The sequence below is a fragment of the Streptomyces lunaelactis genome (assembly GCF_003054555.1).
Lineage (GTDB): Bacteria > Actinomycetota > Actinomycetes > Streptomycetales > Streptomycetaceae > Streptomyces > Streptomyces lunaelactis.
The window spans coordinates 2,849,953-2,871,973 of the sequence record NZ_CP026304.1; the positions used below are offsets into that span (position 1 = coordinate 2,849,953).

The following is a 22,021-nucleotide window of genomic DNA, read 5'->3' on the forward strand; positions in this document are numbered from 1 at the left end:
CGCCGGCGTTTGAGGCGCGGGGTCCGGGGCGGAGCCCCAACAGGAGCCCCGCCCGCGAATGAGGCGCGGGGCCCCGGTCGCTGCCTACGCCTCCCGCGACCCCGCGTACATGTCCTCGATCAGGTCCTTGTACTCCCGCTCCACCACCGGCCGCTTCAGCTTCAGGCTCGGCGTCAGCTCACCGTGCTCAATGTCCAGGTCCCGCGGCAGCAGCCGGAACTTCTTGACCGTCTGCCACCGCTGCAACCCCTCGTTGAGCCGCGCGACATAGCCCTCGATGAGCTGCTCCACCTGCTTGGAGGCCACCACCTCCGCGTACGGCTTCCCGTCCAGCCCGTTCTCCTTGGCCCAGCCGAGAATCGTGGGCTCGTCCAGCGCGATCAGCGCCGTGCAGAAGTTACGGTCCGCGCCGTGCACCAGGATGTTGGAGACGAACGGGCACACCGCCTTGAACAGCCCCTCGACCTCGGCCGGCGCGATGTACTTGCCACCGGAGGTCTTGATCAGGTCCTTCTTGCGGTCCGTGATCCTCAAGTAGCCGTCCGCGGACAGCTCTCCGATGTCCCCGGTGTGGAACCAGCCGTCGGACTCCAGGACTTCCGCGGTCTTCTCGGGCAGCCGGTGGTAGCCCTCCATGATGCCGGGCCCGCGCAGCAGGATCTCGCCGTCGTCCGCGATCCGCACCTCGGTGCCGGGGAGCGGCTTGCCGACCGTGCCCGTGCGGTACGCCTCGCCCGGGTTGACGAAGGACGCAGCGCTGGACTCCGTGAGGCCGTAGCCCTCGAGGATGTGGATCCCGGCGCCCGCGAAGAAGTAGCCGATGTCGGGCGCGAGCGCGGCGGAGCCGGAGACCGCGGCGCGCAGGTGCCCGCCGAAGGCGTCGCGCAGCTTGGAGTAGACGAGCGCGTCGGCCACCTTGTGCTTCGCACCGAGGCCGAAGGGCACGGACGCCGAGCCCGTACGGCGGAAGGATTCCTGCGAGGCCTTGGCGTACTCGCGCGAGACGCCCGCCGCCCACTGGAAGATCTTGTACTTGGCACCGCCGCCGGCCCGCGCCTTCGCCGCGACTCCGTTGTAGACCTTCTCGAAGATCCGCGGCACGGCCGCCATGTACGTCGGCTTCACGACCGGCAGATTCTCGATGATCTTGTCGACCCGGCCGTCGACGGCGGTGACGTGCCCGACCTCGATCTGCCCCGAGGTCAGCACCTTGCCGAAGACGTGCGCGAGCGGCAGCCAGAGGTACTGGACGTCCTCCGGGCCGATCAGCCCGGTGGCGGCCATGGCCTTGGCCATGTACGACCAGTTGTCGTGCGGCAGCCGCACACCCTTGGGCCGGCCGGTGGTGCCGGAGGTGTAGATGAGGGTCGCCAGCTGGTCGGCGGTGATCGCCGCGACCCGCTCCTTAACCGCTTCGGGGTGCTTTTCGAGGTACTGCGCGCCGCGCGCCTCGAGGTCGGCGAGCGAGAGCACCCACCCCTCGGGCTCGTTCTCGTCGGCTTCCACGCCCGCCGCGTCGATCACGATGACGTGCTTCAGCTCGGACAGCTCGCCCCGCCGCTCACGCGCCTTCGCCAGCTGGACGGCGTCCTCGGCGATCAGCACCCGGCTCTCGGAGTCGGAGAGGATGTACGCCGACTCCTCGGCGTTGGTGGAGGGGTAGATCGTCGTCGTCGCACCACCCGCGCACATCACGCCGAGGTCGACGAGGATCCACTCGACGCGGGTGGAGGAGGCGAGCGCGACGCGCTCCTCGGGGCGTACCCCGAGATCGATCAGGCCGGCCGCGACGGCGTAGACCCGCTCGGCGGCCTGTCCCCAGGTCAGCGACTTCCAGTCGTCGGGTCCCTGGCCGGCGGCTGGAGCCACCGGATAGCGGTAGGCCTCGGCGTCCGGCGTAGCCGTCACGCGCTCGGCGAAGAGAGTCGCCACCGAGGGCGGTCGGTTCTCGATCAGGGTCATTGTGTCGCTCACGACGTCCTCCGGGCCTGCGGCAGTACTGCACGACTGGCTGGTTGTTTAACTGGCGAGTAACCATCGAGCCGTGATCAGGGTAGAGCGCACGGGACCTGCGCGTAAGAGGCCGCGGGCTGCCGCTTGATAACGAACGTGACCCGGGACCACCGGCCCGAACCATCGGTCGATGTAACCATCACCTATCCCTTACCTATCCCTCACCTATCGGGTGATGCGTCCGCAGACACGCGAAAAGCGCCCGTCCGGACCCCGGTCGGGCGCTTTCGCTTGTGGTCTCGGCGTGTGGGCTACTTCTTCGCCTTGCCGCCTTCGTCGCTGGACAGCACGGCGATGAAGGCGTCCTGCGGGACCTCCACGCTGCCGACCATCTTCATCCGCTTCTTACCTTCCTTCTGCTTCTCCAGCAGCTTCCGCTTACGGGAGATGTCACCGCCGTAGCACTTGGCGAGGACGTCCTTGCGGATGGCGCGAATGGTCTCGCGGGCGATGACACGCGAGCCGATGGCCGCCTGGATGGGCACCTCGAAGGCCTGCCGCGGGATGAGCTCCCGAAGTTTGGCGACGAGCCGTACTCCGTACGCGTACGCCGCGTCCTTGTGAGTGACGGCGGAGAAGGCGTCGACCTTGTCGCCGTGCAGCAGGATGTCGACCTTGACCAGGCTGGCGGCCTGCTCGCCGGTGGGCTCGTAGTCGAGGGAGGCGTAACCGCGCGTCTTGGACTTCAGCTGGTCGAAGAAGTCGAAGACGATCTCGGCGAGGGGGAGGGTGTAGCGGATCTCGACCCGGTCCGAGGAGAGGTAGTCCATGCCGAGCAGGGTGCCGCGGCGGGTCTGGCAGAGCTCCATGATCGATCCGATGAACTCGCTGGGGGCGAGGATCGTGGCCCGTACGACCGGCTCGTGCACCTCGGAGATCTTGCCCTCGGGGAACTCGCTCGGGTTGGTGACGGTGTGCTCGGTCCCGTCCTCCATGACCACGCGGTAGACGACGTTGGGGGCGGTGGCGATCAGGTCGAGCCCGAACTCACGCTCCAGGCGCTCGCGGATCACGTCCAGGTGCAGCAGCCCGAGGAAGCCCACGCGGAAGCCGAAGCCGAGGGCCGCGGAGGTCTCCGGCTCGTAGACCAGCGCGGCGTCGTTGAGCTGCAGCTTGTCGAGGGCCTCGCGGAGGTCCGGGTACTCCGAGCCGTCCAGCGGATAGAGGCCGGAGAACACCATGGGCTTGGGGTCCTTGTAGCCGCCCAGCGCCTCGGTCGCGCCCTTGGCGAAGGAGGTGATCGTGTCACCGACCTTGGACTGCCGTACGTCCTTCACACCCGTGATGATGTAGCCGACCTCGCCGACGCCGATGCCGTCGGCCGGGGTCATCTCCGGGGACGAGACACCGATCTCCAGCAGCTCGTGAGTGGCGCCGGTGGACATCATCCTGATGCGCTCGCGCTTGTTGAGCTGCCCGTCGACGACTCGTACGTACGTCACGACACCGCGGTACGAGTCATAGACGGAGTCGAAGATCATCGCGCGAGCGGGCGCGTCGGCGACACCGACCGGGGCGGGGACATCGCGGACCACGCGGTCCAGCAGGGCCTCCACGCCGACACCGGTCTTGGCCGAGACCTTGAGCACGTCCTCCGGCTGACAGCCGATGAGGTTGGCGAGCTCCTCGGAGAACTTCTCCGGCTGCGCGGCCGGCAGGTCGATCTTGTTGAGAACCGGGACGATCGTGAGGTCGTTCTCCATCGCCAGGTAGAGGTTGGCGAGGGTCTGCGCCTCGATGCCCTGCGCGGCGTCGACCAGGAGGACCGTGCCCTCGCAGGCCGCGAGCGACCGCGACACCTCGTAGGTGAAGTCGACGTGCCCGGGGGTGTCGATCATGTTCAGGATGTGAGTCCTGGCCTGGTCGGGCCCCTCGTTCGGAGCCCAGGGCAGCCGGACCGCCTGGGACTTGATCGTGATGCCGCGCTCGCGCTCGATGTCCATGCGGTCGAGGTACTGAGCACGCATCTGCCGCTGGTCGACCACACCGGTCAGCTGGAGCATCCGGTCGGCGAGGGTCGACTTGCCGTGGTCGATGTGCGCGATGATGCAGAAATTGCGGATCAGCGCCGGGTCGGTACGGCTCGGCTCGGGCACGTTGGTAGGAGTCGCGGGCACGCAGGGTCCTGATTCTTGAGACGCGGGGCGTCTCGTCTCGGGCGATGTCGGATCGATACGTAGGCTCCATCGTCCCACGGGAACGGGACTGCGCCCGGTTTGGGCCGGTGGATGGGCGGCTGGTAGTCTGGGCAGCTGTGTCTCGTGCGCTCTCAGTGCGGGACACAACCTCAGAGATCAAGATCATCGAACCTGCAAAGGCTCTTTCGTGGCGAACATCAAGTCCCAGATCAAGCGGAACAAGACGAACGAGAAGGCGCGCCTGCGTAACAAGGCCGTCAAGTCGTCGCTCAAGACCGCGGTCCGCAAGGCCCGTGAGGCTGTCGCCTCGGGCGACGTCGAGAAGGCCACTGTGGCCGTCCGTGAGGCGTCGCAGAAGCTCGACAAGGCCGTCTCCAAGGGTGTCATCCACAAGAACGCCGCCGCCAACAAGAAGTCGGCGCTGGCCACCAAGGTTGGCTCCCTCCAGGGCTGAGCTCTTGACTGATCGCCGGTAGGGACCAAGCGGGCCCTCTCTCCCGCTCCTTCCCGGCACCCCGCGCCGCACACCGAACGCGTTCGCCACGCGGGTGCGGCGCACAAAGCGTGAACTGTAAGGCCCCGACCGCCGCCCTTCCCCAGGACGACGACCGGGGCCTTTGGCGTGGGTGGGGTCGGGGCTGGGCCGCGAAGGCGGTGGGGCTACCGCGGGGTCCCTCCACGCCGCGCAGCCGGCGCTCTGGGCCCAGGGCGGGTCGGTCCGCGCCGCGAAGCCGGTGCTCTGGGGTCCGCGGGTACGCCGTACCCCGCACCCCTCCCGGGGTCCGGGGCTTGCCCCGGTTCGGGAAGGGCGGGAGGGAAGGCCCGCGGGCTACCGCCTCGACCGCGCCGCCCGGGCGACCGCTACCACGGCCTTCTCCAGCGCGTACTCCGGATCGTCTCCGCCGCCCTTGACCCCGGCATCCGCATCCGCCACCGCGCGCAGCGCCATCGCCACCCCGTCCGGCGTCCAGCCGCGCATCTGCTGCCGTACCCGGTCGATCTTCCACGGCGGCATCCCCAGCTCACGTGCGAGATCCGCGGGCCGCCCGCCCCGCGCCGAGGACAGCTTGCCGATCGCCCGCACCCCCTGTGCCAGCGCGCTCGTGATCAGCACCGGCGCGACCCCCGTCGACAGCGACCAGCGCAACGCCTCCAGCGCCTCCGCCGCACGCCCCTCCACCGCACGGTCGGCAACCGTGAAGCTGGAGGCCTCGGCCCGGCCCTTGTAGTACCGCCCGACGACCGCCTCGTCGATCGTGCCCGCGACGTCCGAGGCCAGCTGCGAGACCGCGCTCGCCAGCTCCCGCAGATCGCTGCCGATGGAGTCGACCAGCGCCTGGCACGCCTCGGGCGTCGCCGACCGCCCCAGCGCGCGGAACTCGGAGCGTACGAACGTGAGCCGCTCCGCGGGCTTCGTGGTCTTGGGGCAGGCGACCTCACGCGCCCCGGCCTTGCGCGCCGCGTCCAGCAGCCCCTTGCCCTTGGCGCCGCCGGCGTGCAGCAGGACGAGGGTGATCTCCTCGGCAGGCGCGTCGAGATAGCTCTTGACGTCCTTGATCGTGTCGGCGGACAGATCCTGTGCGTTGCGCACGACGACGACCTTGCGCTCGGCGAAGAGCGAGGGGCTGGTCAGCTCCGCGAGGGTGCCGGGCTGGAGCTGGTCGGAGGTGAGGTCGCGTACGTCCGTATCGGCGTCGGCGGCCCGCGCGGCCGCCACCACCTGCTGCACGGCACGGTCGAGGAGCAGGTCCTCCTGGCCCACGGCGAGCGTGACGGGGGCGAGAGTGTCGTCGGTCGAATTCTTCCTGGTGGCCATCGCGGTCCAGCATCCCACGGGGCACTGACACTCCCGTGCGGACCGGGTGTTCGCGTACCCGAGAATGGAGCGGTGAGTGACGCGAGACATGTACTGGTGCTGCCCGACCGCGACGCCGCCGAGGAGGTGGCGCTGGAGCTGGCCGGCCGCTTCGGCGTGGCCGAGGAGCCCCACCTCGTACGCGATGCGCTGGCCGGCGAGGACGACGCCGAGGACGCCCAGTGGCTGGTCGTGGTGGAGGACCCGCAGGCCCGGCTCGACCCCATGGCGCTGGACGAGTTCGCCGCCGAGTACGAGGGGTGGCTGGAGTCTCCTTAGCCGTTCCCGTCAACCCTTCGTGTGAGCCGCTCGCGTCAGCCGTTCGCGTTGCCCGGGGCGGGCGGCAGCCGGTCGAGCACCAGCCCGAAGTGGTCACGGTAGGCCGCCAGTAGCGCCGCGTCGTCGGCCAGCGGCTGCTCATGGCGCTCGCCGCCCACGGTGGTGACCAGCTTGCGGCCGCTGAGCGTGATCCTGCCCTCGGGGGTGAGCCGGGAGCAGACCACGGACCGGGGGAAGTGGGAGCCGGGCGAGGTGCGGTGCCACCAGGCTCCGGCCTCGAAGTCGGCGAGGACACGGGGCCGCGTATCGAGGCGGAACTGCGGTTTGCCGTCGCGGTAGACGTCGAGGTCGCCGTACTCAGGCGCCTCCGCGATCCTGAACGTACCGGCCGGGTCCCGCTGATCCCCGCGCTCGTCGAGGACGAGGGGGTGGTGGGCATGGTCCCCGAAGCCGACGTCGGCCAGCCAGGGCCCGGAGGAGTCCGCCGTCTCGACGCGCAGGGCGAGATGGTCGTACGGGATGCCGAGCCGCCCCGCGTCGCCGAAGACGCGTCCCTGGAGGAGGGTGACCGTGAAGCCGAGGCCGCGCAGCAACGCGGCGAATGCGCCGTTGAGTTCGTAGCAGAAGCCGCCGCGCCGGGCGTCCACGATCTTGGCGAGGAGCGGCTTCTCCTCGAGCACGATGTCCTCACCGAGGTGGATGGAGAGGTTCTCGAACGGAACCGTCCACAAGTGCCGCAACTGCAGATCACGCAGGGCGGCGGCGTCTGCGCGCTCTGGACGGGTGGCTCCGATACGGCGGAGATAGGCATCGAGGAGGTTGGCATCCATGGGAGAAGTCTGACGCGCCCTCGTCCCGCCCGCCATGGACCACTGGTCCTAGGGCTGTCGCCCGAGGGGGCCGGGTGCTGCGGGTTCGCGCTCGGGGTCGGGGTCCTGGTCCAGCTCGGGAGCGGCGTCCGGGGCAGAAGCGGCGTCGGGCCGGGGTCCAGGTCGGGGAGTTCACGCAGGCGCGGTACGGGTGAGAGCAGCAGCCACACGACCGAGAGGACCGCTCCGGCGGTGCCGATCCACAGGGCCGGGCACAGGCCGACGGTGCTGCCGAGCAGCCCGCCGAGGAAGGCGCCTACCGGCCGGAAGGCGTGGGTGAGCGCGTAGTAGGCGCCTTTCTTTGCAAGGATATCTTTTCAAGGCTCGCCCGCAGCTCGCGGCCGTGTCCCGCCACCGCGATCGCCCCCTCCGTGTCGGTGCGCAGCACCACCGCTCCCCCGGACCGGAGCGCGCCGACGGTACGGGGCGAGGGGTGCCCGTAAGGGTTGTCCCGGCCACAGGAGATCAACGCCAGGCGCGGTCGCACGCTCCGCAGCAGCCCCGGGTCCTGGTGGGCCGATCCGTGATGGGCGACCTTGAGGACATCGACCGGCGGGAGTACCGGAAAGGCCCGCAACAGCCCCCGCTGGGCCGGTGGTTCGAGGTCGCCGAGGAGCAGGAGGGTGGGGCCGCCGTCGATCCGTACGAACAGCGTGACGCTCGCGTCATTGGGCCCGTCCGGTGCGGCGGTTCGGCCAGGACCCCGTGCCGACGGCGGCCACAGGACCTGCCAGGCGAGCCGCCCGACCCGGCGCTGCTCCCCCGGTCCCGCGCGGATGACCGGCACCCCCGCGGCGACGGTCGTTCTCCGTACGAACGCGCTCTGGCCCCGCGGCTCGTCGAATGTCGTCGTCTGGACCGCGCCCACCGCCCGCCCCCTCAGCACCCCGGGCAGCCCCCGGACATGGTCGGCGTGAAAATGCGTCAGCAGGACCAGCGGAACCCGGGTGACGCCCAGATCGCGCAGACAACGGTCGGCGAGCTCCGGGTCGGGCCCCGCGTCGACGACCACAGCCGCGCCGTCTCCCGCCGCGAGCACCGTCGTGTCCCCCTGCCCGACATCGCACATCGCGAACGTCCAGCCCGGCGGCGGCCAGCCGGTGACGACCCTGGTGAGCCGGGCCGGGCGCAGCACGGCGAGCAGGAGCAGCAGCGCGCAGACGACGGCCACCCAGGGGCGGCGCGGCAGCCGGCGCGCGACGAGCACGATCAGGGCCGTGAGGGCGGCGAGCAGCAGCCCGCCGGGCCAGCCGTCCGGCCAGCCCACCTCCGCCCCGGGCAGCGCCGCCCCGGCACGGGCGACGGAGGCGATCCACCCGGCGGGCCACCCCGCACACCGGGCCAGTACCTCTGCGACCGGTATGGCGAGCGGTGCCGCGGCGAGAGCGGCGAAGCCGAGGATCGTGGCCGGGCCGACCGCGAGTTCGGCGGCGAGGTTGCAGGGGATCGCCACCAGGCTGACCCTGGCCGCGAACACCGCCACCACGGGTGCGCACACGGCCTGTGCCGCGGCTGACGCGGCCAGCGCCTCGGCGAGCCTGGGCGGCACCCCTCTGCGTTGCAGCGCCGCGCTCCACCCCGGGCCGATGGTGAGCAGGGCGCCGGTTGCCAGCACGGAGAGCAGAAAGCCGTAACTGCGCGCCAGCCAGGGGTCGTACAGGACGAGCAGCAGTACGGCGGCGGCCAGCGCGGGGATCAGTGACCGGCGGCGCCCGGTGGCGATGGCGAGCAGCGTGATCAACCCGCACGCGGCGGCCCGCAGCACGCTGGGATCGGGACGGCACACGACCACGAAGGCGAGCGTGAGCCCCCCTCCGATGAGTGCGGTCCCACGCAGCGTGATGCCCAACCGTGGTGCGAGGCCGCGTCGTTCGGCCAGCAGGGCGGTGCCCGGCGGCCCGATCAGCAGGACGAGCACAAGGGTCAGGTTGCTTCCGGAGACGGCGAGCAAGTGCGTGAGGTCGGTCGCCTCGAAGGCGTCGTGCAGCTCGGGCGGGATCCGGGAGGTGTCCCCGACGACCAGCCCGGGCAACAGGGCGCGGGCGTCCGGGGCGAGCCCTTCCGTCGCCTCGCGCAGTCCGGTCCGCAGGTCTCCGGCCGTGCGCTGGAGGGAGGTTGGCGGGCCGGTGATCGGCGGTGGGCCGTCCCCTTGAACCCGCAGTACGGCGGCGAACCGGTCGTCCGCGCTCAGTGGGGGCGCGAGCCGCCCTGCCATCCGCAGCCGGGTGGAGGGCAGCAGCCGCTGCCACTGCTCGACGGAGCCTCCTGGCCCACCGGACGGCACGATCACCAGGACAGGTGTCCGGGTCGCGGTTACCGCACCGCCCGGCGCTGTCACCCGGGTCGCCTCCGCGTCCAGCACGACAGACCCGGCCGCCATGTGGTCGCCGCGGACCCGGGGCCGGATCGGTCGCGGATCGGAGGTGACCGTCAACTCGGCGGTGACGTAGGCGGATTGGTCCGCCAGGGCGGGAAGCGGACCGCGGTGCAGATCCGCGCCATGCAGTCCGGCCGAGGCCGCACCCGCGGCGGCGCACAGCAACAGCGCGGCGAGGGCGGTGCCGTTGAGCCGACGGCGACGCCGTTGCCGTTGCCTGGGCTCGGACAGGCGCTGCTGTCCGCCGACCGGCGGTACTCGGCGGGCAGCCGGAAGTCCGAGAGGCGCGCGTACGGTACGCAGCGCCGCCGGAGCCAGTAACAGAGCCGCCACGGCGACACAGGCCGCCACACCCGCCGCCGTCCACCACCCCCGCGCACCCAGCGCGAGAGCAGCCGCGGCCCAGGCCGCCAGGGCGGGCGGCACCAGGCGCAGATCGGCCGGTCCCTCCTGCCGCGGGTCCGAGGCCCCCAGCCGATGGCCCGACGCGGCATGAACCACCGCGCGTGTCACGGCCGGACCCGGGTCTGGAGCTCCGCGAACCGGCGGTCCCCCAAGGGTCCATGGAGACCTAAGAGGTAGCGGATTTGCAAGCAAAGAAGCGGCCCCATACCGGCGCGTCAACGCCGATACGGGGCCTAACGGACACCTGACAGACCAGGAGACCCGCTCAATGAAAGCTATCCCGATCACTGCGCCCATCACAGAGGCGGACACGCGTCGCTTCTGGGTGAAGGTCGCACTGCCCAACGAGAACGGCTGTCTGCTCTGGACTGCCGGAAAGACGAGCCGCGGGTACGGAGCCTTCGATCACTGCGGGCGCAAGGTTGTCGCCCATCGCTTCGCGTACGCAGCCCTGGTCGGCCCGGTCCCTGAGGGGCTGGAGCTGGACCACCTGTGCCGCGACCGGGCCTGCGTCACCCCGGATCACCTGGAACCTGTCACACACGTGGAGAACGTCCGGCGCGGGGATGCGGGCACGAACCAGGCAGTCAAGACGCACTGCCCGCAGGGTCACGAGTACGACGATGCGAACACCTATGCCGCGCCCGGGAACCGGCGGAGGTGCCGCGGCTGCCACCGCGAGCACATGCGCGCCCGTCGTGCCACCCAGCGCACGCAGGGCGGTGCGGCATGAGCAACACAGATCTCCGTGTCCACACCGCACTGGCGAACGTCATGCGCGACGTCGTCCCGGTCAGCAAGGACCGGGTCAACTCCTCGCAGCGCTACAGCTTCCGTGGCATCGACGACCTGATGTCGGCCGTCGCCGGACCGATGCGCGCACACGGCGTGTTCATCCTCCCCGAGGTCATCGAGAAGACTGCCGAGCGGCACGGCGAGAAGATGACCACCGTCCGCATCACCATGCGGTACCGCGTCTACGGGCCAGCCGGTGACTGCCTGGAAGCCACCGTGCCCGGGGAAGCGTCCGACTTCGCCGACAAGGCCACCAACAAGGCCATGTCCGCAGCGCTGAAGTACTTCCTGCTGCAGGTACTGATGATCCCCGTGGACGGGCGCAGCATCGACGACGGTGATCGCGATCACCCTGAGCCGCCGGCCGCCACGCAGGCTGCGCCCGAGCGGCAACAGCGGACCTCCGCACAGCCCGAGCTCGCGCCAGACCCCGGCAAGTTGGTGGAGGCGGCCCACAACGCGATGCGCGCTGCCAGGGAGGCGACCGACACGGAGGTCCTCCGGGGCCTGTGGCGCGAGGCTGACTCCGCCGGACTGATGGGCGTGCCCGTCCAGGTACCGAACGCGGGTGAGATGCCGCTTCAGTCGGTGCTCATCTACCACGGTGCGCGGCTCGCGGAGACCAAGGCGGTGGCGGTATGAGCGCCAACGACCAGCGGGCGCAGGATGCCCTTGACTACGCCGAGGCACAGGCACAGCGGCAGGCCCAATCGAACCGTGACGACGCGGACCTCCGTGGCCTGCGGACAGGTGGTGCCCGATGAGCGCATACGACCCGCTGTACGACCCCGCAGTCGACGGCATCGGCTGGACCCCGCCGCTGGACATCGCCATCACCTGTGCCCGCGAGTCTCTGGCCAAGCACCAGTGCGCCAACATCCACGACCACACCGAAGTGCTCCGAGCCGCCACCGCCCTGGAGTTCGTACTCCGGGACCTGCTCAACGCGCATGACGAGCTCGATGCGCTTCTCAAGGCGGACGCGGCGGGGGATGGGGCATGAGCACCAACGACACTGCCCGCAAGTGGCTGACGCGGCTGTCCCTCGCGGCCGGCATCGCGTTCACCGCGCACGCCGAGTACGACCTGGCCCGCTCTCTCGGAGCGGACCCCGCGATCGCGGCCATGCTCCCCGTGGCAGTCGACGCCTACGTGATGGCTGCCCTGCGGTGGTTCAAGGGGTTCGATATCGCACTGTCGCTGACCCTGATGGGTGCGGCACAGATCGCTGCGCACCTCCTGGACGCCAGGGTGATGGTCGTCAACATCCCGGTGGTTGTCGTGGTGTCACTCCTGGTGCCCATCGCGATCTGGAGGACTCACGCACTGGCCCGCGAGGAGCACGCTGAGAGCACCGCAGAGGACACCCCGGCGTCGGTGACCGCACCTTTGGTCACCCGGCCCCTGGGCGGCCCTGAGGTGTCCGCTGAGGTGTCCGATGAGGTGACCCTTACCGAGGCTCAGGCGCGTCCGGCTCTCGCTCCGGCGCCACCCGTGAAGCCGCTGGTCATCTGCGGTGACCGCAGGGTGTGGCCCCTGGTGGTCACCCCTCGGGACACCGATGACGAGGTGTCCGATGGGGTGTCCGGTGAGGTGACCGAAAGGCTGCCCGCTGACGCAGCCCTTGCGGTCATCGAAAAGTGCTGGGTTAGGGGCACCTCGCCGACCGAAACGGCACGGGTGTCCACCCGGTCCGCCTCGTACGTCAAGAAGGTGTTCGGCAGGCTCGATGAGGCTCGCGGACCACAGCCCATGCCCGGACAGATGACGCTCGTTCCGGCGGAGGTGGCGTCGTGAGTGACATCGAGAAGGCTGCCAGGGATGCCGTGGAGGCTGCGGCGAACAGCGAGAACCTTCGCCTCGTCGCAGCCCTGTTGCAGGCACAGCAGGTCACCCAGCAGGCGCAGCCGCCGGCATGCCAGCACGCGCCCGTACAGCAGTCGTCCGGTGGCGCAGCCAAGTGGGTCGGCATCGGTGTCGGAGGCTCCATCTTCCTGCTCACCGTTGCCGTGTCCGCCGTAGCCGTGGCGATCTCCGCAGTCTCGCTGACCATCTGCGTCCTCGTTCTGCGCTCGATGTGGCGCGACTACCAGAAGGGTCGCTGACAGTCCTTCCGTCCTCCACGGCTCGTCCGTGGGGGTGCGGTGGGACTGGGACAGCCCCAGCCCCGTAACGAAGGAGACCCGTCATGGGCCTGTTCAGCTACACCCCGAACACCCGCCCCCGCTCCGACAGCGAGCTCCGTGACCTGCGTGACGGTGCGGCAGCACTTCGGGCCAGTGCCCGCCGCAACCAGCACGACCCGGTCAAGGCGGCCCGCGAGCTCAAGGCCGCGCAGCAGAACGAGGCCGACATTCAGGCCGAGCACAAGCGCCGCCGCTGACGGCTGCCCGATCCGCCCGTCTCGCACGGGCGGTGAGGGGAGCTGGGACAGTCCGGCCCCGGACACCGAAGGAGAACGCCATGACCGGAACAGCCATCAGTGACCTCTCGACCGGGGACGCAGTCACCCATGCCGCACCGCCCATCTGCTGTGGCACCACCATGCGCCACCGGCCGTACACCAACACCAGCAGCGTGTGGACCTGCTGGCTCTCCGAGGACACGCAAATCCACGTCGACCTCGACGGCCGCATCACCGAGCAGCCGTATCTCGACGGCGGATGCGAAGACGAGAAGAAGGCCGGCTGATGCCCTACGCCGACGAACCGAAGCTCACCGCCGGCTGATACCCCTCTCGCGGCCCGAGGGACTCCACGGGGTCTCCGAGGGTCAACCGGGGCCTGAAAGGCCGCGAGAGGGGCCACCACGCTCCGTCACGGTTGTCTCAGCCCTCACGCGCGCGCACGTAGGGGGGCCCCGTGAGCCCGTGAGACAAGTCAGATTCGTAACACAACGTAACGGGCGGCGGCCCATGCAGGGACCGCCGCCCCGCCCACAGGATCTATGGAGGATCACCGTGAGCAGCAACAAGATACGCCGCACAGCCCGTTGGACCGCCAAGCGCTACCGATCCGAAGCGCTGCGCCGCAGGGAACTGCGCGCGGAGCGCAAGCCGTTGGTCCGCGATGCCCGCCACGCGGTCGCCGCTGCCAAGGCACTGGATCCGTCCGGCATCACCAGCGCGGTCCACACCGCAGAGCGTGGACTCAAGACCGCACAGCGCCGGGTACCGGACTCGCTGCCCGTGTTCGCGCTCAAGTCAGCGGCTGGTCTCGGCACAGCGGCGTACGTCGGTCTGCCCGCCATCCCGGAAGAAGTCTGGGCTTGGGGTGGCAGCGGTGCTGGCACCATGGCGGCCGGCGCTGCTGTGATTGCCATCGTGCGCAGCAAGCGTGCACCCCGAGGGCTTGAGCCCAGCAAGGAGGAGCGAGCGCTGCTCGCCAGGCTGCAGCCCGAGCACTGGCGCGAGCACTGCGAGAAGCGGGGCCTGGCGGGAACCCTCACAGGAAAGCCCAAGCTCACCGAATCGGGCATCGTCTGCGCGGTCCGCCTCGATGGCACGTGGACCGCGGCCAAGCTGAGCAGCTCGGGCGACCACGTGCGCGCGCTGCTCGGCGCCAGGACTGACCTTCGCATCGAGACCAAGGCAGGGAAGAAGGGCGGATGGGCGGAGCTCACCATTCGGACCCGTTCGGCTGCGGATGGAGACGATCTGCTCTGGACTCCCGAGCGTCGCTCGCTCGGCGTCGACACCGTGACCGGGGAGCAGGTGACCGTACCGCTCGGGGAGCGGCTACTCATCGCCGGACGCTCCGGAGCAGGCAAGTCAGTGGCATCCCGACCGCTGCTGTACGACGCATCGGAGGGGGGGAGCAACGCGCTCGCCATCATCGACCTCAAGCGCGTCGAAGGCCGGTTGTGGGACCACCGCGCCCGCGTCGCATCCACCCCGGATGAGGTGGTCACGCTGGTCGATGAGCTCGAGGCGGAAATGCACGACAGGCTCAATGTCCTGCCCAAGGGCCAGGACACGTGGACACCGACCGCTGACCGCCCCCGGATCACGGTCGTTGTCGACGAGGGGGCGGAGGTGGTGACCGCAGCGAAAGACGCGCTCGAGGGGCTCGAGTCGCTCGCCCGAATGGGCAGGGCCGCATGCATCGACCTGTGGTGGATGACCCAGAAGCCGACCATCGGGGACGGGGTACCGAAGCAGATCAGCCCGCAGATCAGTACGTCGATCTGCCTCGCGGTCCGCACGCCGACGGAGGCCAGGGTTGTGCTCGGGGAGGATGCTCAGGCCAAGGGCTGGAACGCTGATGAGCTCCCGGCGCCCGGGGTGGCGCTGATCCGGGATGGCAAGCGCGGGCCCGACCCGGTCCGCGTGCGGTACATGGACAAGGCGGTTGTGATCGCACTGCCCGCGCAGCCCATTTGGTCCCGCGCCATGGACCCGAGCGACAGGAAGCAGTCCGTCAGCATGGCCAAGGCGCCTGCGCCGGCGCAGGACTCCGAGGGGAAGGTCCTCGCGGCCATCGCGGACGGTGCGGGCCAGGTCCCGACGCTGGTCGAACGGACCGGACTGTCGCGGGCCACGGTGAACCGGCTGCTGATCGGACTGCTGGACGCAGGCCAGGTCCGGCGGGCGGACCGTGGACGGTACGCCCTGGCCACCCCGGCGGAAGCCATGTAGGCAGACAGTCGGAAGCCCCCGTCGACTGTCGACGGGGGCTTCTGGGTGTCCGGGCTGGCGGACGTCAGTCATTCCGGGGCGCGATCTCGTCATAGATCAATTCGTCCGTGAATCCGAGCGCGAACGATGCGTGATCGAGGAAGACGGCTTGGCTCTCAAGGCTCTTGGCCACAAGCTTGTAAGCGCCGTACTGGTCTCGGAGTGCTGCAATCAACGCACCGCGTGCGCGGTCCAGGGACTGGGGGTTCGCGTCCCCTTTCGGGCTCTCGCCGACAATCGCCCGCTCGTACTCCCGGTCCGTGAACTCCGCTTCCCCTGGGAGCAGCGCCCCGTGAGAGCCGAGTGCGCCTGGCAGGAGGAGTAGGTCCAGGGACGTCTTCAACGCCAGTGCCAGGGATACCAGCTCCGCAGCCGTGAAGGCCCTGCGCCCTTTCTCTGCGGCGGATACCGCCTGGCGGCTCCAGGGCTTGCCCAGATAGGCCGCCAGTGCTGTCCCGAGCTGCGCCTGAGACAGGCCGGCAGTCTCCCGTAGGCGTGCGACGTTCCGGCCGATGGCCTCTTCAAGTCTCATGAGTCGTCCCTCGCATGTCGGTGTCGCGCTCAGCATGACATGGTGGGTTTGCGTTGACAAGTGGCCTAGTGCGCTGGGATGATTGAGGTGACAGTCATTCTCATTCGGACAAGAGGCGACGTCGTGAAGACCAACCCCGCCCCGGACACGGTCAGGTACCTGACCACGGAACAAGTCGCAGCCCGGTATCACGCTGCGCCGAGCACCGTTCGCTGCTGGCGCCTCAATGGCTACGGCCCCAAGTTCGTGAAGGTCGGCCGCCGGGCTCTCTACGCCGAAAACGACCTGGCCCGCTTCGAAGCAAGCCAGGTGCGGAAGCCGGGCACCAAGTGAGCACGCAGCCGACACGCGAGCAAGAGCGCCCCCCGGACTTCTGGCACGGGGGGCCGCTGAGCGACGCACAGGTGCGCCGCGTCGTCGCACTCCTCGGGCTCACCGCCAGACGAGACCGACAGGGGCCCGACCTGGCCGCGTCATAAAACGGCCCTCAGGTGGACGGGAATCCAGCTGAGGGCCTGTGCCGACACCCCAGAAAACCGAAGAGCCCCCTCCGCCGTAGCAAGCAGTTTGGGGGCTCATCAGAAAGAAGAAATCGACAATGGCAACACTAGACATCGGGGTCGACACGGTCAAGGCGGCCCCCGTGGCGTACTGCCGGCCACGTCTCAACGACTTCCCCGCAGGGCATGAGATCAGCCTCGTGGTCGAGAGCTGCCCCCTCTGCCGGGGGCAGCATGTCCACCCCGGAGGGCTGGAGCGACGGCCCTTCTACACAGTCCGGTCGGCCCCCTGCTGCGGGCAGTTCATCCCTGCCTGCGCCTACCGCCTGGCCCCGGTCGGCGGTGCGGCGTGACTACTGCCGTCGATGCACGTCAGATCGTTGAGGACGCTCTCGCGCAGACCGTAGCCATGCGTGGCACGGAATGGGACTGCCCTGTGTGCGGCGGCCCCAGGAAGCTGGGGAAGCTGACGTCCGCCCACCCGACCTGCTTCGTTGCGAGCTGCGATGGCCACCACAGCAACAGGGGCGCTGACGCCGTACTCGAAGCGATCGGCCTGACCAGGCGAGACCTGCGCGGTGACAGCCGCACAGCCCCCGTCGCTCACGTCGATGGCCAGACCAGCCTCGAGGAGGCTGCGCCGACGCCGGCGGCCGACAGCGCGCCGGCGTCCGCTCTCAGTCCGGAGCACGAGGCAGAGATCCTGCAAGGGTCCTCAGTGGACCGTGGTGTCGCAGCCGATCGCGGCTACCGGACGCTGCTCGGGGTCCCTGACGATCGAGCGATGCTCGCCGAACAGGGCTTCAGCCGTCGACAGACGGAGCGTGAGGACGCCTACCCGGCGCTGTACATCCCTCTCTACCGGGCGACTGGCGAGCAGATCGCCGCGCAGATCAAGCCCAGCGTCCCCCGGCAGTCCCAGAGCCCGAACGGGAAGGTCCGGGAGCTCAAGTACGAGAATCCGGCAGGGTCCCCCGTGCACGTCGACGTCCCTCCGTTCACCCAGCAGCACATCAGGAACACCTCGGTATCCCTGTGGATCACCGAGGGCATCAAAAAGGTCGATGCTCTCGTGTCTAAGGGGCGCGCGGCAGTCGGCATCACCGGGGTCTACAACTGGCGCAGCAAGCTCGGGACGCTCGGGGATTGGGAGGACATCCCGCTCAAGGACCGCACGATCGTTGTCTGCTTCGACGCCGACGCGGCGAAGAACATGAATGTCCTGCGGGCTATGAATCGGCTGGGCGCGTGGCTCAAGTCCAAGGGTGCCACCCCGCACTATCTGATCGTCCCGCCCGAGGTGAACGGGACGACCGTCAAGGGAGTCGATGACTACTTCGCGGCCGGCGGGACGATGGACGGATTGCAGGCCGCGTCCAGTGCGAGGCAGCCAGACACGTCCACGTCGGACGGTACGTACTCCGACGCATTCATGGCAGAGACCATCGCCGATGAGGTCTTCGACGGAAGGTTCTGCTACACCTCCGGCGCCGGATGGCTGCGCTGGGACGGCCGTGTGTGGCTGCGCTGCAAGGACGACTCGGATGCAGTCGAAGCGGTCCGCAAGTACGTCAAGAACCGGTTTGCGGACGTCGTGGAGGGCCTGCGGGCAACCACGGGACAGCCGACCAACGCTAACGCCATAGACGGCTGGAGAAGCCTCCTGTCGTCGTCCCGCATCAGCGCGGTGACCAAGCTCGCCAAAGGCATCGTCAAGGTCGACGACGAAGCGCTTGACGCCGACCGCCACCTGCTCAACACCCCCAGCGGCATCGTCGACATGCGCACGCTGGATCTACTGCCACACGACCCCGAGCGGTACATGACTCGGATCACCGGCGCGGACTACAACCCACGTGCCACCTCTGCCGGCTGGGACCAGATCCTCACGGCTCTGCCCGACGAGACTCGCCCGTACCTGCAAGAGGTTCTCGGGCAGGCCATCACCGGATACAGGAACCCACGGGATCAGGCACCCCTCCTGAGCGCGGGCGGCAAGAACGGCAAGTCGACCATCATGGCTGCCACGTCCAAGGCCATCGGGGACTACGCGGTACTGGTGCCCGACGCGGTTCTGGTCGGAAGCGCCCAGCGGGACGAAACGATGGTCCTTCGCGGGGCCAGGCTCGCCCTGATAGAGGAGCTCCCGGAGGGGGCGCACCTCAACGCGGTGCAGCTCAAGAAAGCCACGTCACCGCAGATGAGCGGACACCACCTGTACCAGTCGGAGACGACATGGGACACGACGCACAGCCTGGTGGTGACCACCAACTACCGGCCGATCGTCTCGGAGACGGATGAGGGAACCTGGCGCAGGCTCTCTCTGATCCCCTTCCCGTACACGTTCGTCTCCGACCCCAAAGAGCCGCATGAGCGGCAGGGGGACCCAACGCTGGTCACCAGGGCGGAGAACGGCGATCCAGAGATCATTGCGGCTGCGCTGCGGTGGCTGGTCGACGGAGCCCATAAGTGGTTCACGGCAGGGATGGTTCTCTCGGATGAGCCGGAGCAGATCCGGAAAGCCACCAGGGCCTGGCGGGAAGAGACAGACCTGGTCCTCGCCTTCTGGGGCGAGCAACTGATCCCTGACGGAGGCAGTCATGTCGCGACGCTGGACATGCGCCAGGCATTCAACGAATGGGCTCAGGAGCGAGGGAACAACCCCCTCGCGGAACGGGTGTTCTTGCAGCGGTTCGGCGATCACTCGCAGACGCAGAGCCACCGGGTGGAAAAGGCAGCCAAGTCCCGAGACAAGGAAGGCGCATCTCGGCATGAGCGAGTGCTCGGGGACTTCAATGCTAAGCCGCTACCGGTGGCGTACCCCCGATGGGGCGGGGTGCGATTCCGGACAAACGAGGACGATGCGGAGAAGAACGAGGGGGGTGTGCCGGGTGTGCCGACTAAAACCAAAGTCCCTCTATACGTAGGAACTGAGGAGGTTTCAAAAGAGTCGGCACACCCGGCACACCCCCCGCTCCCAGACCCCGATCACCCGTGCTCTGTCTGCTGGTCCACTGGCGCCCGCACCCGCTGCTGGTCCACCTGTACTCGCTGACCACCACCGGACGGCCGTCCCCGCTGACGGCCGTCCACCCCGAGAGGAACCGAGATGCCTGACTACCCCTGCCCCAACTTCAAGCAGTCCCACCCGCTTTACGTGGCGTCGGTGTCCCTCAACTACGAGACCGGTGACGTGATCCTGGTCCGTAGCGGCCTCGTTGTGGGATGGGAGTCCACGGAGCCCGACAGGTCCGAGATGCTCCCTCACGTGCTGTTCACCCACGCGCACGGATCCAGAGGGGCGGCCTCAGGTACGCCAGTCGAGAGCCCGTTCACCGTGCTTGCCCGGCACGAAAGCAACTCGCGCTGGTTCTTCGCCCCCACGCAGAGTGCGGCTCTCGCGCAGGCTCGCCAGTACCTCCTGGCCGATCCCTTCTGCACCCGGCTCTCTGTCTGCACCACCCCCTGAGAGGAGTTCCGACCATGACCATTCCCGACCTGGATGCCAAGGCCCAAGCAGTCGTGCTGCTTGCCAGAGGGGTGTCCACCGACGCGGCCGGCGCACAAGTCGGCATGAGCGGCCGGCAGGTCCGCCGCTGGAGCGAGGAACCTGAGTTCCGTGCCGACGTGGAGGCTGCGCGCCGAGCAGTCCTTGCCGAGTCGGTGGCCGCTCTCACCGCGGCTGTGCGCGACGCGGTCGACACCCTGCACGCCGCTCTCAAGGACAAGTCACCCAGCATCCGTCTGCGCGCAGCCTCCGAGATCGTCAGGGCCCTCCCGCTGCTCGCCTCGCACGCGGAGCTGGAAGCCCGCGTAGCGGCTCTGGAAGCCACCCAGACCCCCGGGGGTGCTCATGTCGTCCGCGTCGCTTGACGCACGCCTACGGCGCCTGGAGCAGCAGCTCGCTCCGCCGGCCGACGCCGACGAGGCCGCCCGCATGGAAGGTGCGGCCCGCGTGGTGGATCTGTTGATGCCACGCCTTGATGCCGGAGAAACCCTCGCCGAAATACTGCTGCACCAGCGCACTGGTGAGCCGCTGCCACCGATGACCACCGGGGGACCGGCCTGGGCAACGGAATACCGGTTCACGGTCTGGTTCATCCATGTCGGCGCCGGACACGAGACCACGGGTCCCGATGGCATCTGCGTCACCTGCAACTCTGAGAGGAACTCCCCGTGATGTCTCGTAAGGACCGCAAGAACCGACGTACGGACAACCCGCCGGCCGCAGCCACGAACCTGCCCCCGGACACCTCCGGGGAGCTGGACGCCCTGCGCGAACGGCTCGACCGTATGGAGAAGGACCAGGCCCCCCGGGACGCGTGGGCCATGGTGGCGGACCGTCACCGCATCGAGCGGGAGCGCGAGATCGCAGCCCATACCAGGGCCAACCCGGACACGCCGTGCCGGGCTTGCGGGGACGCTGATGCTGTCCAGCGTCGCCTGGTCCCCGCAGAGATCTTCGGGACTTCTGCCTGGATCTGCACCGCCTGCGTCAAGGCATGCGTCCCTGGGTGGGGCACCCAGACCACCAGGGCCCTCAACCGCAGCCAGGCGATCGATCGTCTCGCCTGCCTGGCTGTCGGCATGGATGCGCCTACGGCCAGCTTCGCGGCCCTGGCCGGCCGCTACGGGCTCCGGCTGGTCCTCGCTCAGGACGCACCCGGCGCCGGTGACGGCACGCCGTGGTCGCACCTCGGGGACCTCGCTCAGTGGCGCGAGGCGGGCATCAAGGCCACCCGCAGGAGCGCAGCGGGCTTCGGCGCGTTCCCCGCGGTCGACCACCGCACGCTGCTCGCACCCCGGGAGACGGAGCTGCGCCGGGTCTGGGACCCGGAGCTTGGCGCCGCTCGCCTGGGGCCCGTAGAGGTGCCCCCGGAGCCGCCTACGGCTGAGGAGCTCGCTGCGCGACTGTGCGCCGAAGAGATCGCGATCGAGGCTGCGCTCAAGGATCAGGTCCGCCAGGCCAGGGAGCAGGCTGAGCAGGCCGATAAGGATGCCGAGCGCACCCGCATCGCCAGGGAGTACCGCGCGGCCGCCCGGGCGCAGGAGAAGCTGTTCCAGGAAGAGCGCCACAAGCTGCGTGAGGCGCGGCGAGCGGTATACCGGGCGGCAGACACCAAGGTCGTCTTCAACGCGATCGTGGGAGGCATCTGATGGCGACCGACCTCAAGGCATGGGGACGCCTGGTGCTCGACGCTGAGAGCCGCGGCATGTCCACGAATCAGGCGTGCAAGTGGGCTACCGAGACTCTGACTCCGGTACGGCGTACCAAGGCTGACCCTGCAGTGCAGCGGGCCCGGACGGCTGTGCAGCCGTCGAAGCAGATGCAGCCCGGACGGGGCGAGACAGTGACGTACTCGATGAACCCCGTGAGGGGACTCCCGAGCATCGTCACGCGTACCAAGGCTGATCCTGCTGCCTTCGCGGCCCGTGCGGCTGCTGTGAAGCAGGCTCGGGAGCGGTGGCGGGATGCAGAGAAGTCGTTCGCGCGGCTGGACACCCGGATCGAGCAGCTAAGGGAGTGGGAGGCGGGTTGGCGGTCGGCCCTTGCAGCCGGCTACCTGTTCTGACATCCCGGCA

24 protein-coding genes are annotated in these 22,021 nt (G+C 69.2%); 17 read left to right on the forward strand and 7 right to left on the reverse strand.

The window, feature by feature from the left end; translation table 11 throughout:
- Positions 1–84 precede the first annotated feature (84 nt).
- Entirely contained in the window at positions 85–1,974 is a 1,890-nt protein-coding gene (locus SLUN_RS12935) for an AMP-dependent synthetase/ligase (protein WP_108148634.1), read from the reverse strand.
- A 290-nt stretch (positions 1,975–2,264) separates the two neighbouring features.
- Positions 2,265–4,130: a translation elongation factor 4 gene (gene lepA / locus SLUN_RS12940; RefSeq protein WP_108148635.1), complete on the reverse strand. Its 1,866-nt coding sequence runs from the start codon at positions 4,128–4,130 to the stop codon at positions 2,265–2,267.
- Between the two features lie 208 nt (positions 4,131–4,338).
- On the opposite strand from lepA, the gene rpsT reads away from it, so the two are divergent.
- Positions 4,339–4,605 carry a 30S ribosomal protein S20 gene (gene rpsT, locus SLUN_RS12945; RefSeq protein WP_108148636.1) on the forward strand — a complete coding sequence of 89 codons (267 nt, stop codon included), beginning with the start codon at positions 4,339–4,341 and terminating at the stop codon, positions 4,603–4,605.
- 375 nt (positions 4,606–4,980) lie between these two features.
- On the opposite strand, the gene holA is transcribed toward rpsT, so the two are convergent.
- On the reverse strand, positions 4,981–5,967 hold the full coding sequence (gene holA, locus SLUN_RS12950) for a DNA polymerase III subunit delta (protein WP_108148637.1): 987 nt from the start codon (positions 5,965–5,967) through the stop codon (positions 4,981–4,983).
- A gap of 72 nt (positions 5,968–6,039) precedes the next feature.
- Between holA and SLUN_RS12955 the strand changes: the two genes are divergently transcribed.
- Positions 6,040–6,285 carry a hypothetical protein gene (locus tag SLUN_RS12955; RefSeq protein ID WP_108148638.1) on the forward strand — a complete coding sequence of 82 codons (246 nt, stop codon included), beginning with the start codon at positions 6,040–6,042 and terminating at the stop codon, positions 6,283–6,285.
- A 35-nt stretch (positions 6,286–6,320) separates the two neighbouring features.
- Here the strand turns inward: SLUN_RS12955 and SLUN_RS12960 are convergent, their stop codons facing one another.
- Both SLUN_RS12960 and SLUN_RS12965 read right to left on the reverse strand, forming a co-directional pair.
- Positions 6,321–7,115, reverse strand: a complete 795-nt coding sequence (locus SLUN_RS12960) for an arylamine N-acetyltransferase family protein (protein ID WP_108148639.1) — start codon at positions 7,113–7,115, stop codon at positions 6,321–6,323.
- A gap of 295 nt (positions 7,116–7,410) precedes the next feature.
- The gene (locus tag SLUN_RS12965; protein WP_257153715.1) at positions 7,411–10,044 is read right to left on the reverse strand and encodes a ComEC/Rec2 family competence protein; all 2,634 of its coding nucleotides are present in this window, start codon (positions 10,042–10,044) and stop codon (positions 7,411–7,413) included.
- A 160-nt stretch (positions 10,045–10,204) separates the two neighbouring features.
- On the opposite strand from SLUN_RS12965, the gene SLUN_RS12970 reads away from it, so the two are divergent.
- The 8 genes from SLUN_RS12970 (at position 10,205) to SLUN_RS13005 (ending at position 15,367) form a co-directional block, all read left to right on the forward strand.
- Positions 10,205–10,669 carry an HNH endonuclease signature motif containing protein gene (locus tag SLUN_RS12970; protein WP_108148641.1) on the forward strand — a complete coding sequence of 155 codons (465 nt, stop codon included), beginning with the start codon at positions 10,205–10,207 and terminating at the stop codon, positions 10,667–10,669.
- The gene (locus SLUN_RS12975; RefSeq protein ID WP_108148642.1) at positions 10,666–11,373 is read left to right on the forward strand and encodes an ERF family protein; all 708 of its coding nucleotides are present in this window, start codon (positions 10,666–10,668) and stop codon (positions 11,371–11,373) included. The genes SLUN_RS12970 and SLUN_RS12975 overlap by 4 nt, the downstream gene beginning before the upstream one ends.
- 118 nt (positions 11,374–11,491) lie before the next feature.
- Entirely contained in the window at positions 11,492–11,734 is a 243-nt protein-coding gene (locus SLUN_RS12980) for a hypothetical protein (protein WP_108148643.1), read from the forward strand.
- On the forward strand, positions 11,731–12,528 hold the full coding sequence (locus tag SLUN_RS12985) for a hypothetical protein (RefSeq protein ID WP_108148644.1): 798 nt from the start codon (positions 11,731–11,733) through the stop codon (positions 12,526–12,528). The genes SLUN_RS12980 and SLUN_RS12985 overlap by 4 nt, the downstream gene beginning before the upstream one ends.
- Complete coding sequence (locus SLUN_RS12990; RefSeq protein ID WP_108148645.1) at positions 12,525–12,836, forward strand: hypothetical protein; 312 nt, start codon at positions 12,525–12,527, stop codon at positions 12,834–12,836. The genes SLUN_RS12985 and SLUN_RS12990 overlap by 4 nt, the downstream gene beginning before the upstream one ends.
- A gap of 83 nt (positions 12,837–12,919) precedes the next feature.
- The gene (locus SLUN_RS12995) at positions 12,920–13,114 is read left to right on the forward strand and encodes a hypothetical protein (RefSeq protein WP_108148646.1); all 195 of its coding nucleotides are present in this window, start codon (positions 12,920–12,922) and stop codon (positions 13,112–13,114) included.
- Positions 13,115–13,194: 80 nt separating this feature from the next.
- Positions 13,195–13,422, forward strand: coding sequence for a hypothetical protein (locus tag SLUN_RS13000; protein ID WP_108148647.1), 228 nt, complete (start codon positions 13,195–13,197; stop codon positions 13,420–13,422).
- Between the two features lie 268 nt (positions 13,423–13,690).
- The gene (locus tag SLUN_RS13005) at positions 13,691–15,367 is read left to right on the forward strand and encodes a helix-turn-helix transcriptional regulator (protein ID WP_257153716.1); all 1,677 of its coding nucleotides are present in this window, start codon (positions 13,691–13,693) and stop codon (positions 15,365–15,367) included.
- Between the two features lie 64 nt (positions 15,368–15,431).
- Here the strand turns inward: SLUN_RS13005 and SLUN_RS13010 are convergent, their stop codons facing one another.
- The gene (locus tag SLUN_RS13010) at positions 15,432–15,938 is read right to left on the reverse strand and encodes a helix-turn-helix domain-containing protein (protein WP_159100239.1); all 507 of its coding nucleotides are present in this window, start codon (positions 15,936–15,938) and stop codon (positions 15,432–15,434) included.
- Between the two features lie 123 nt (positions 15,939–16,061).
- On the opposite strand from SLUN_RS13010, the gene SLUN_RS13015 reads away from it, so the two are divergent.
- The 5 genes from SLUN_RS13015 to SLUN_RS40315 all read left to right on the forward strand — a co-directional run bounded on the left by SLUN_RS13015 (position 16,062) and on the right by SLUN_RS40315 (position 20,311).
- Positions 16,062–16,271 (forward strand): helix-turn-helix transcriptional regulator, encoded by a 210-nt coding sequence (locus SLUN_RS13015; protein WP_257153717.1) that lies wholly within the window; start codon positions 16,062–16,064, stop codon positions 16,269–16,271.
- A gap of 265 nt (positions 16,272–16,536) precedes the next feature.
- Positions 16,537–16,791 carry a hypothetical protein gene (locus SLUN_RS39430; RefSeq protein WP_159100240.1) on the forward strand — a complete coding sequence of 85 codons (255 nt, stop codon included), beginning with the start codon at positions 16,537–16,539 and terminating at the stop codon, positions 16,789–16,791.
- Complete coding sequence (locus SLUN_RS13020; protein ID WP_159100241.1) at positions 16,788–19,493, forward strand: phage/plasmid primase, P4 family; 2,706 nt, start codon at positions 16,788–16,790, stop codon at positions 19,491–19,493. The genes SLUN_RS39430 and SLUN_RS13020 overlap by 4 nt, the downstream gene beginning before the upstream one ends.
- Positions 19,494–19,547: 54 nt before the next feature.
- The gene (locus SLUN_RS13025; RefSeq protein ID WP_108148651.1) at positions 19,548–19,907 is read left to right on the forward strand and encodes a hypothetical protein; all 360 of its coding nucleotides are present in this window, start codon (positions 19,548–19,550) and stop codon (positions 19,905–19,907) included.
- A gap of 14 nt (positions 19,908–19,921) precedes the next feature.
- On the forward strand, positions 19,922–20,311 hold the full coding sequence (locus tag SLUN_RS40315) for a helix-turn-helix domain-containing protein (RefSeq protein ID WP_175313787.1): 390 nt from the start codon (positions 19,922–19,924) through the stop codon (positions 20,309–20,311).
- Positions 20,312–20,318: 7 nt separating this feature from the next.
- Here the strand turns inward: SLUN_RS40315 and SLUN_RS39435 are convergent, their stop codons facing one another.
- Positions 20,319–20,456: a hypothetical protein gene (locus SLUN_RS39435; protein ID WP_159100242.1), complete on the reverse strand. Its 138-nt coding sequence runs from the start codon at positions 20,454–20,456 to the stop codon at positions 20,319–20,321.
- Between the two features lie 161 nt (positions 20,457–20,617).
- On the opposite strand from SLUN_RS39435, the gene SLUN_RS13035 reads away from it, so the two are divergent.
- Both SLUN_RS13035 and SLUN_RS13040 read left to right on the forward strand, forming a co-directional pair.
- Entirely contained in the window at positions 20,618–21,595 is a 978-nt protein-coding gene (locus SLUN_RS13035; RefSeq protein WP_159100243.1) for a hypothetical protein, read from the forward strand.
- On the forward strand, positions 21,595–22,011 hold the full coding sequence (locus SLUN_RS13040) for a hypothetical protein (RefSeq protein WP_108148653.1): 417 nt from the start codon (positions 21,595–21,597) through the stop codon (positions 22,009–22,011). Before SLUN_RS13035 ends, SLUN_RS13040 begins: the two co-directional genes overlap by 1 nt.
- The last annotated feature ends 10 nt before the right edge of the window (positions 22,012–22,021 follow it).

Bases quoted from the DNA above. Each gene is read 5' to 3' on its own strand.
- holA (WP_108148637.1), bottom strand. From the start codon at position 5,967: ATGGCCACCAGGAAGAATTCGACCGACGACACTCTCGCCCCCGTCACG.
- SLUN_RS12960 (WP_108148639.1), bottom strand. From the start codon at position 7,115: ATGGATGCCAACCTCCTCGATGCCTATCTCCGCCGTATCGGAGCCACC.
- SLUN_RS12970 (WP_108148641.1), top strand. From the start codon at position 10,205: ATGAAAGCTATCCCGATCACTGCGCCCATCACAGAGGCGGACACGCGT.
- SLUN_RS12975 (WP_108148642.1), top strand. From the start codon at position 10,666: ATGAGCAACACAGATCTCCGTGTCCACACCGCACTGGCGAACGTCATG.
- SLUN_RS12980 (WP_108148643.1), top strand. From the start codon at position 11,492: ATGAGCGCATACGACCCGCTGTACGACCCCGCAGTCGACGGCATCGGC.
- SLUN_RS12985 (WP_108148644.1), top strand. From the start codon at position 11,731: ATGAGCACCAACGACACTGCCCGCAAGTGGCTGACGCGGCTGTCCCTC.
- SLUN_RS12995 (WP_108148646.1), top strand. From the start codon at position 12,920: ATGGGCCTGTTCAGCTACACCCCGAACACCCGCCCCCGCTCCGACAGC.
- SLUN_RS13000 (WP_108148647.1), top strand. From the start codon at position 13,195: ATGACCGGAACAGCCATCAGTGACCTCTCGACCGGGGACGCAGTCACC.
- SLUN_RS13010 (WP_159100239.1), bottom strand. From the start codon at position 15,938: ATGAGACTTGAAGAGGCCATCGGCCGGAACGTCGCACGCCTACGGGAG.
- SLUN_RS39430 (WP_159100240.1), top strand. From the start codon at position 16,537: ATGGCAACACTAGACATCGGGGTCGACACGGTCAAGGCGGCCCCCGTG.
- SLUN_RS13025 (WP_108148651.1), top strand. From the start codon at position 19,548: ATGCCTGACTACCCCTGCCCCAACTTCAAGCAGTCCCACCCGCTTTAC.
- SLUN_RS40315 (WP_175313787.1), top strand. From the start codon at position 19,922: ATGACCATTCCCGACCTGGATGCCAAGGCCCAAGCAGTCGTGCTGCTT.
- SLUN_RS13035 (WP_159100243.1), top strand. From the start codon at position 20,618: ATGTCTCGTAAGGACCGCAAGAACCGACGTACGGACAACCCGCCGGCC.
- SLUN_RS13040 (WP_108148653.1), top strand. From the start codon at position 21,595: ATGGCGACCGACCTCAAGGCATGGGGACGCCTGGTGCTCGACGCTGAG.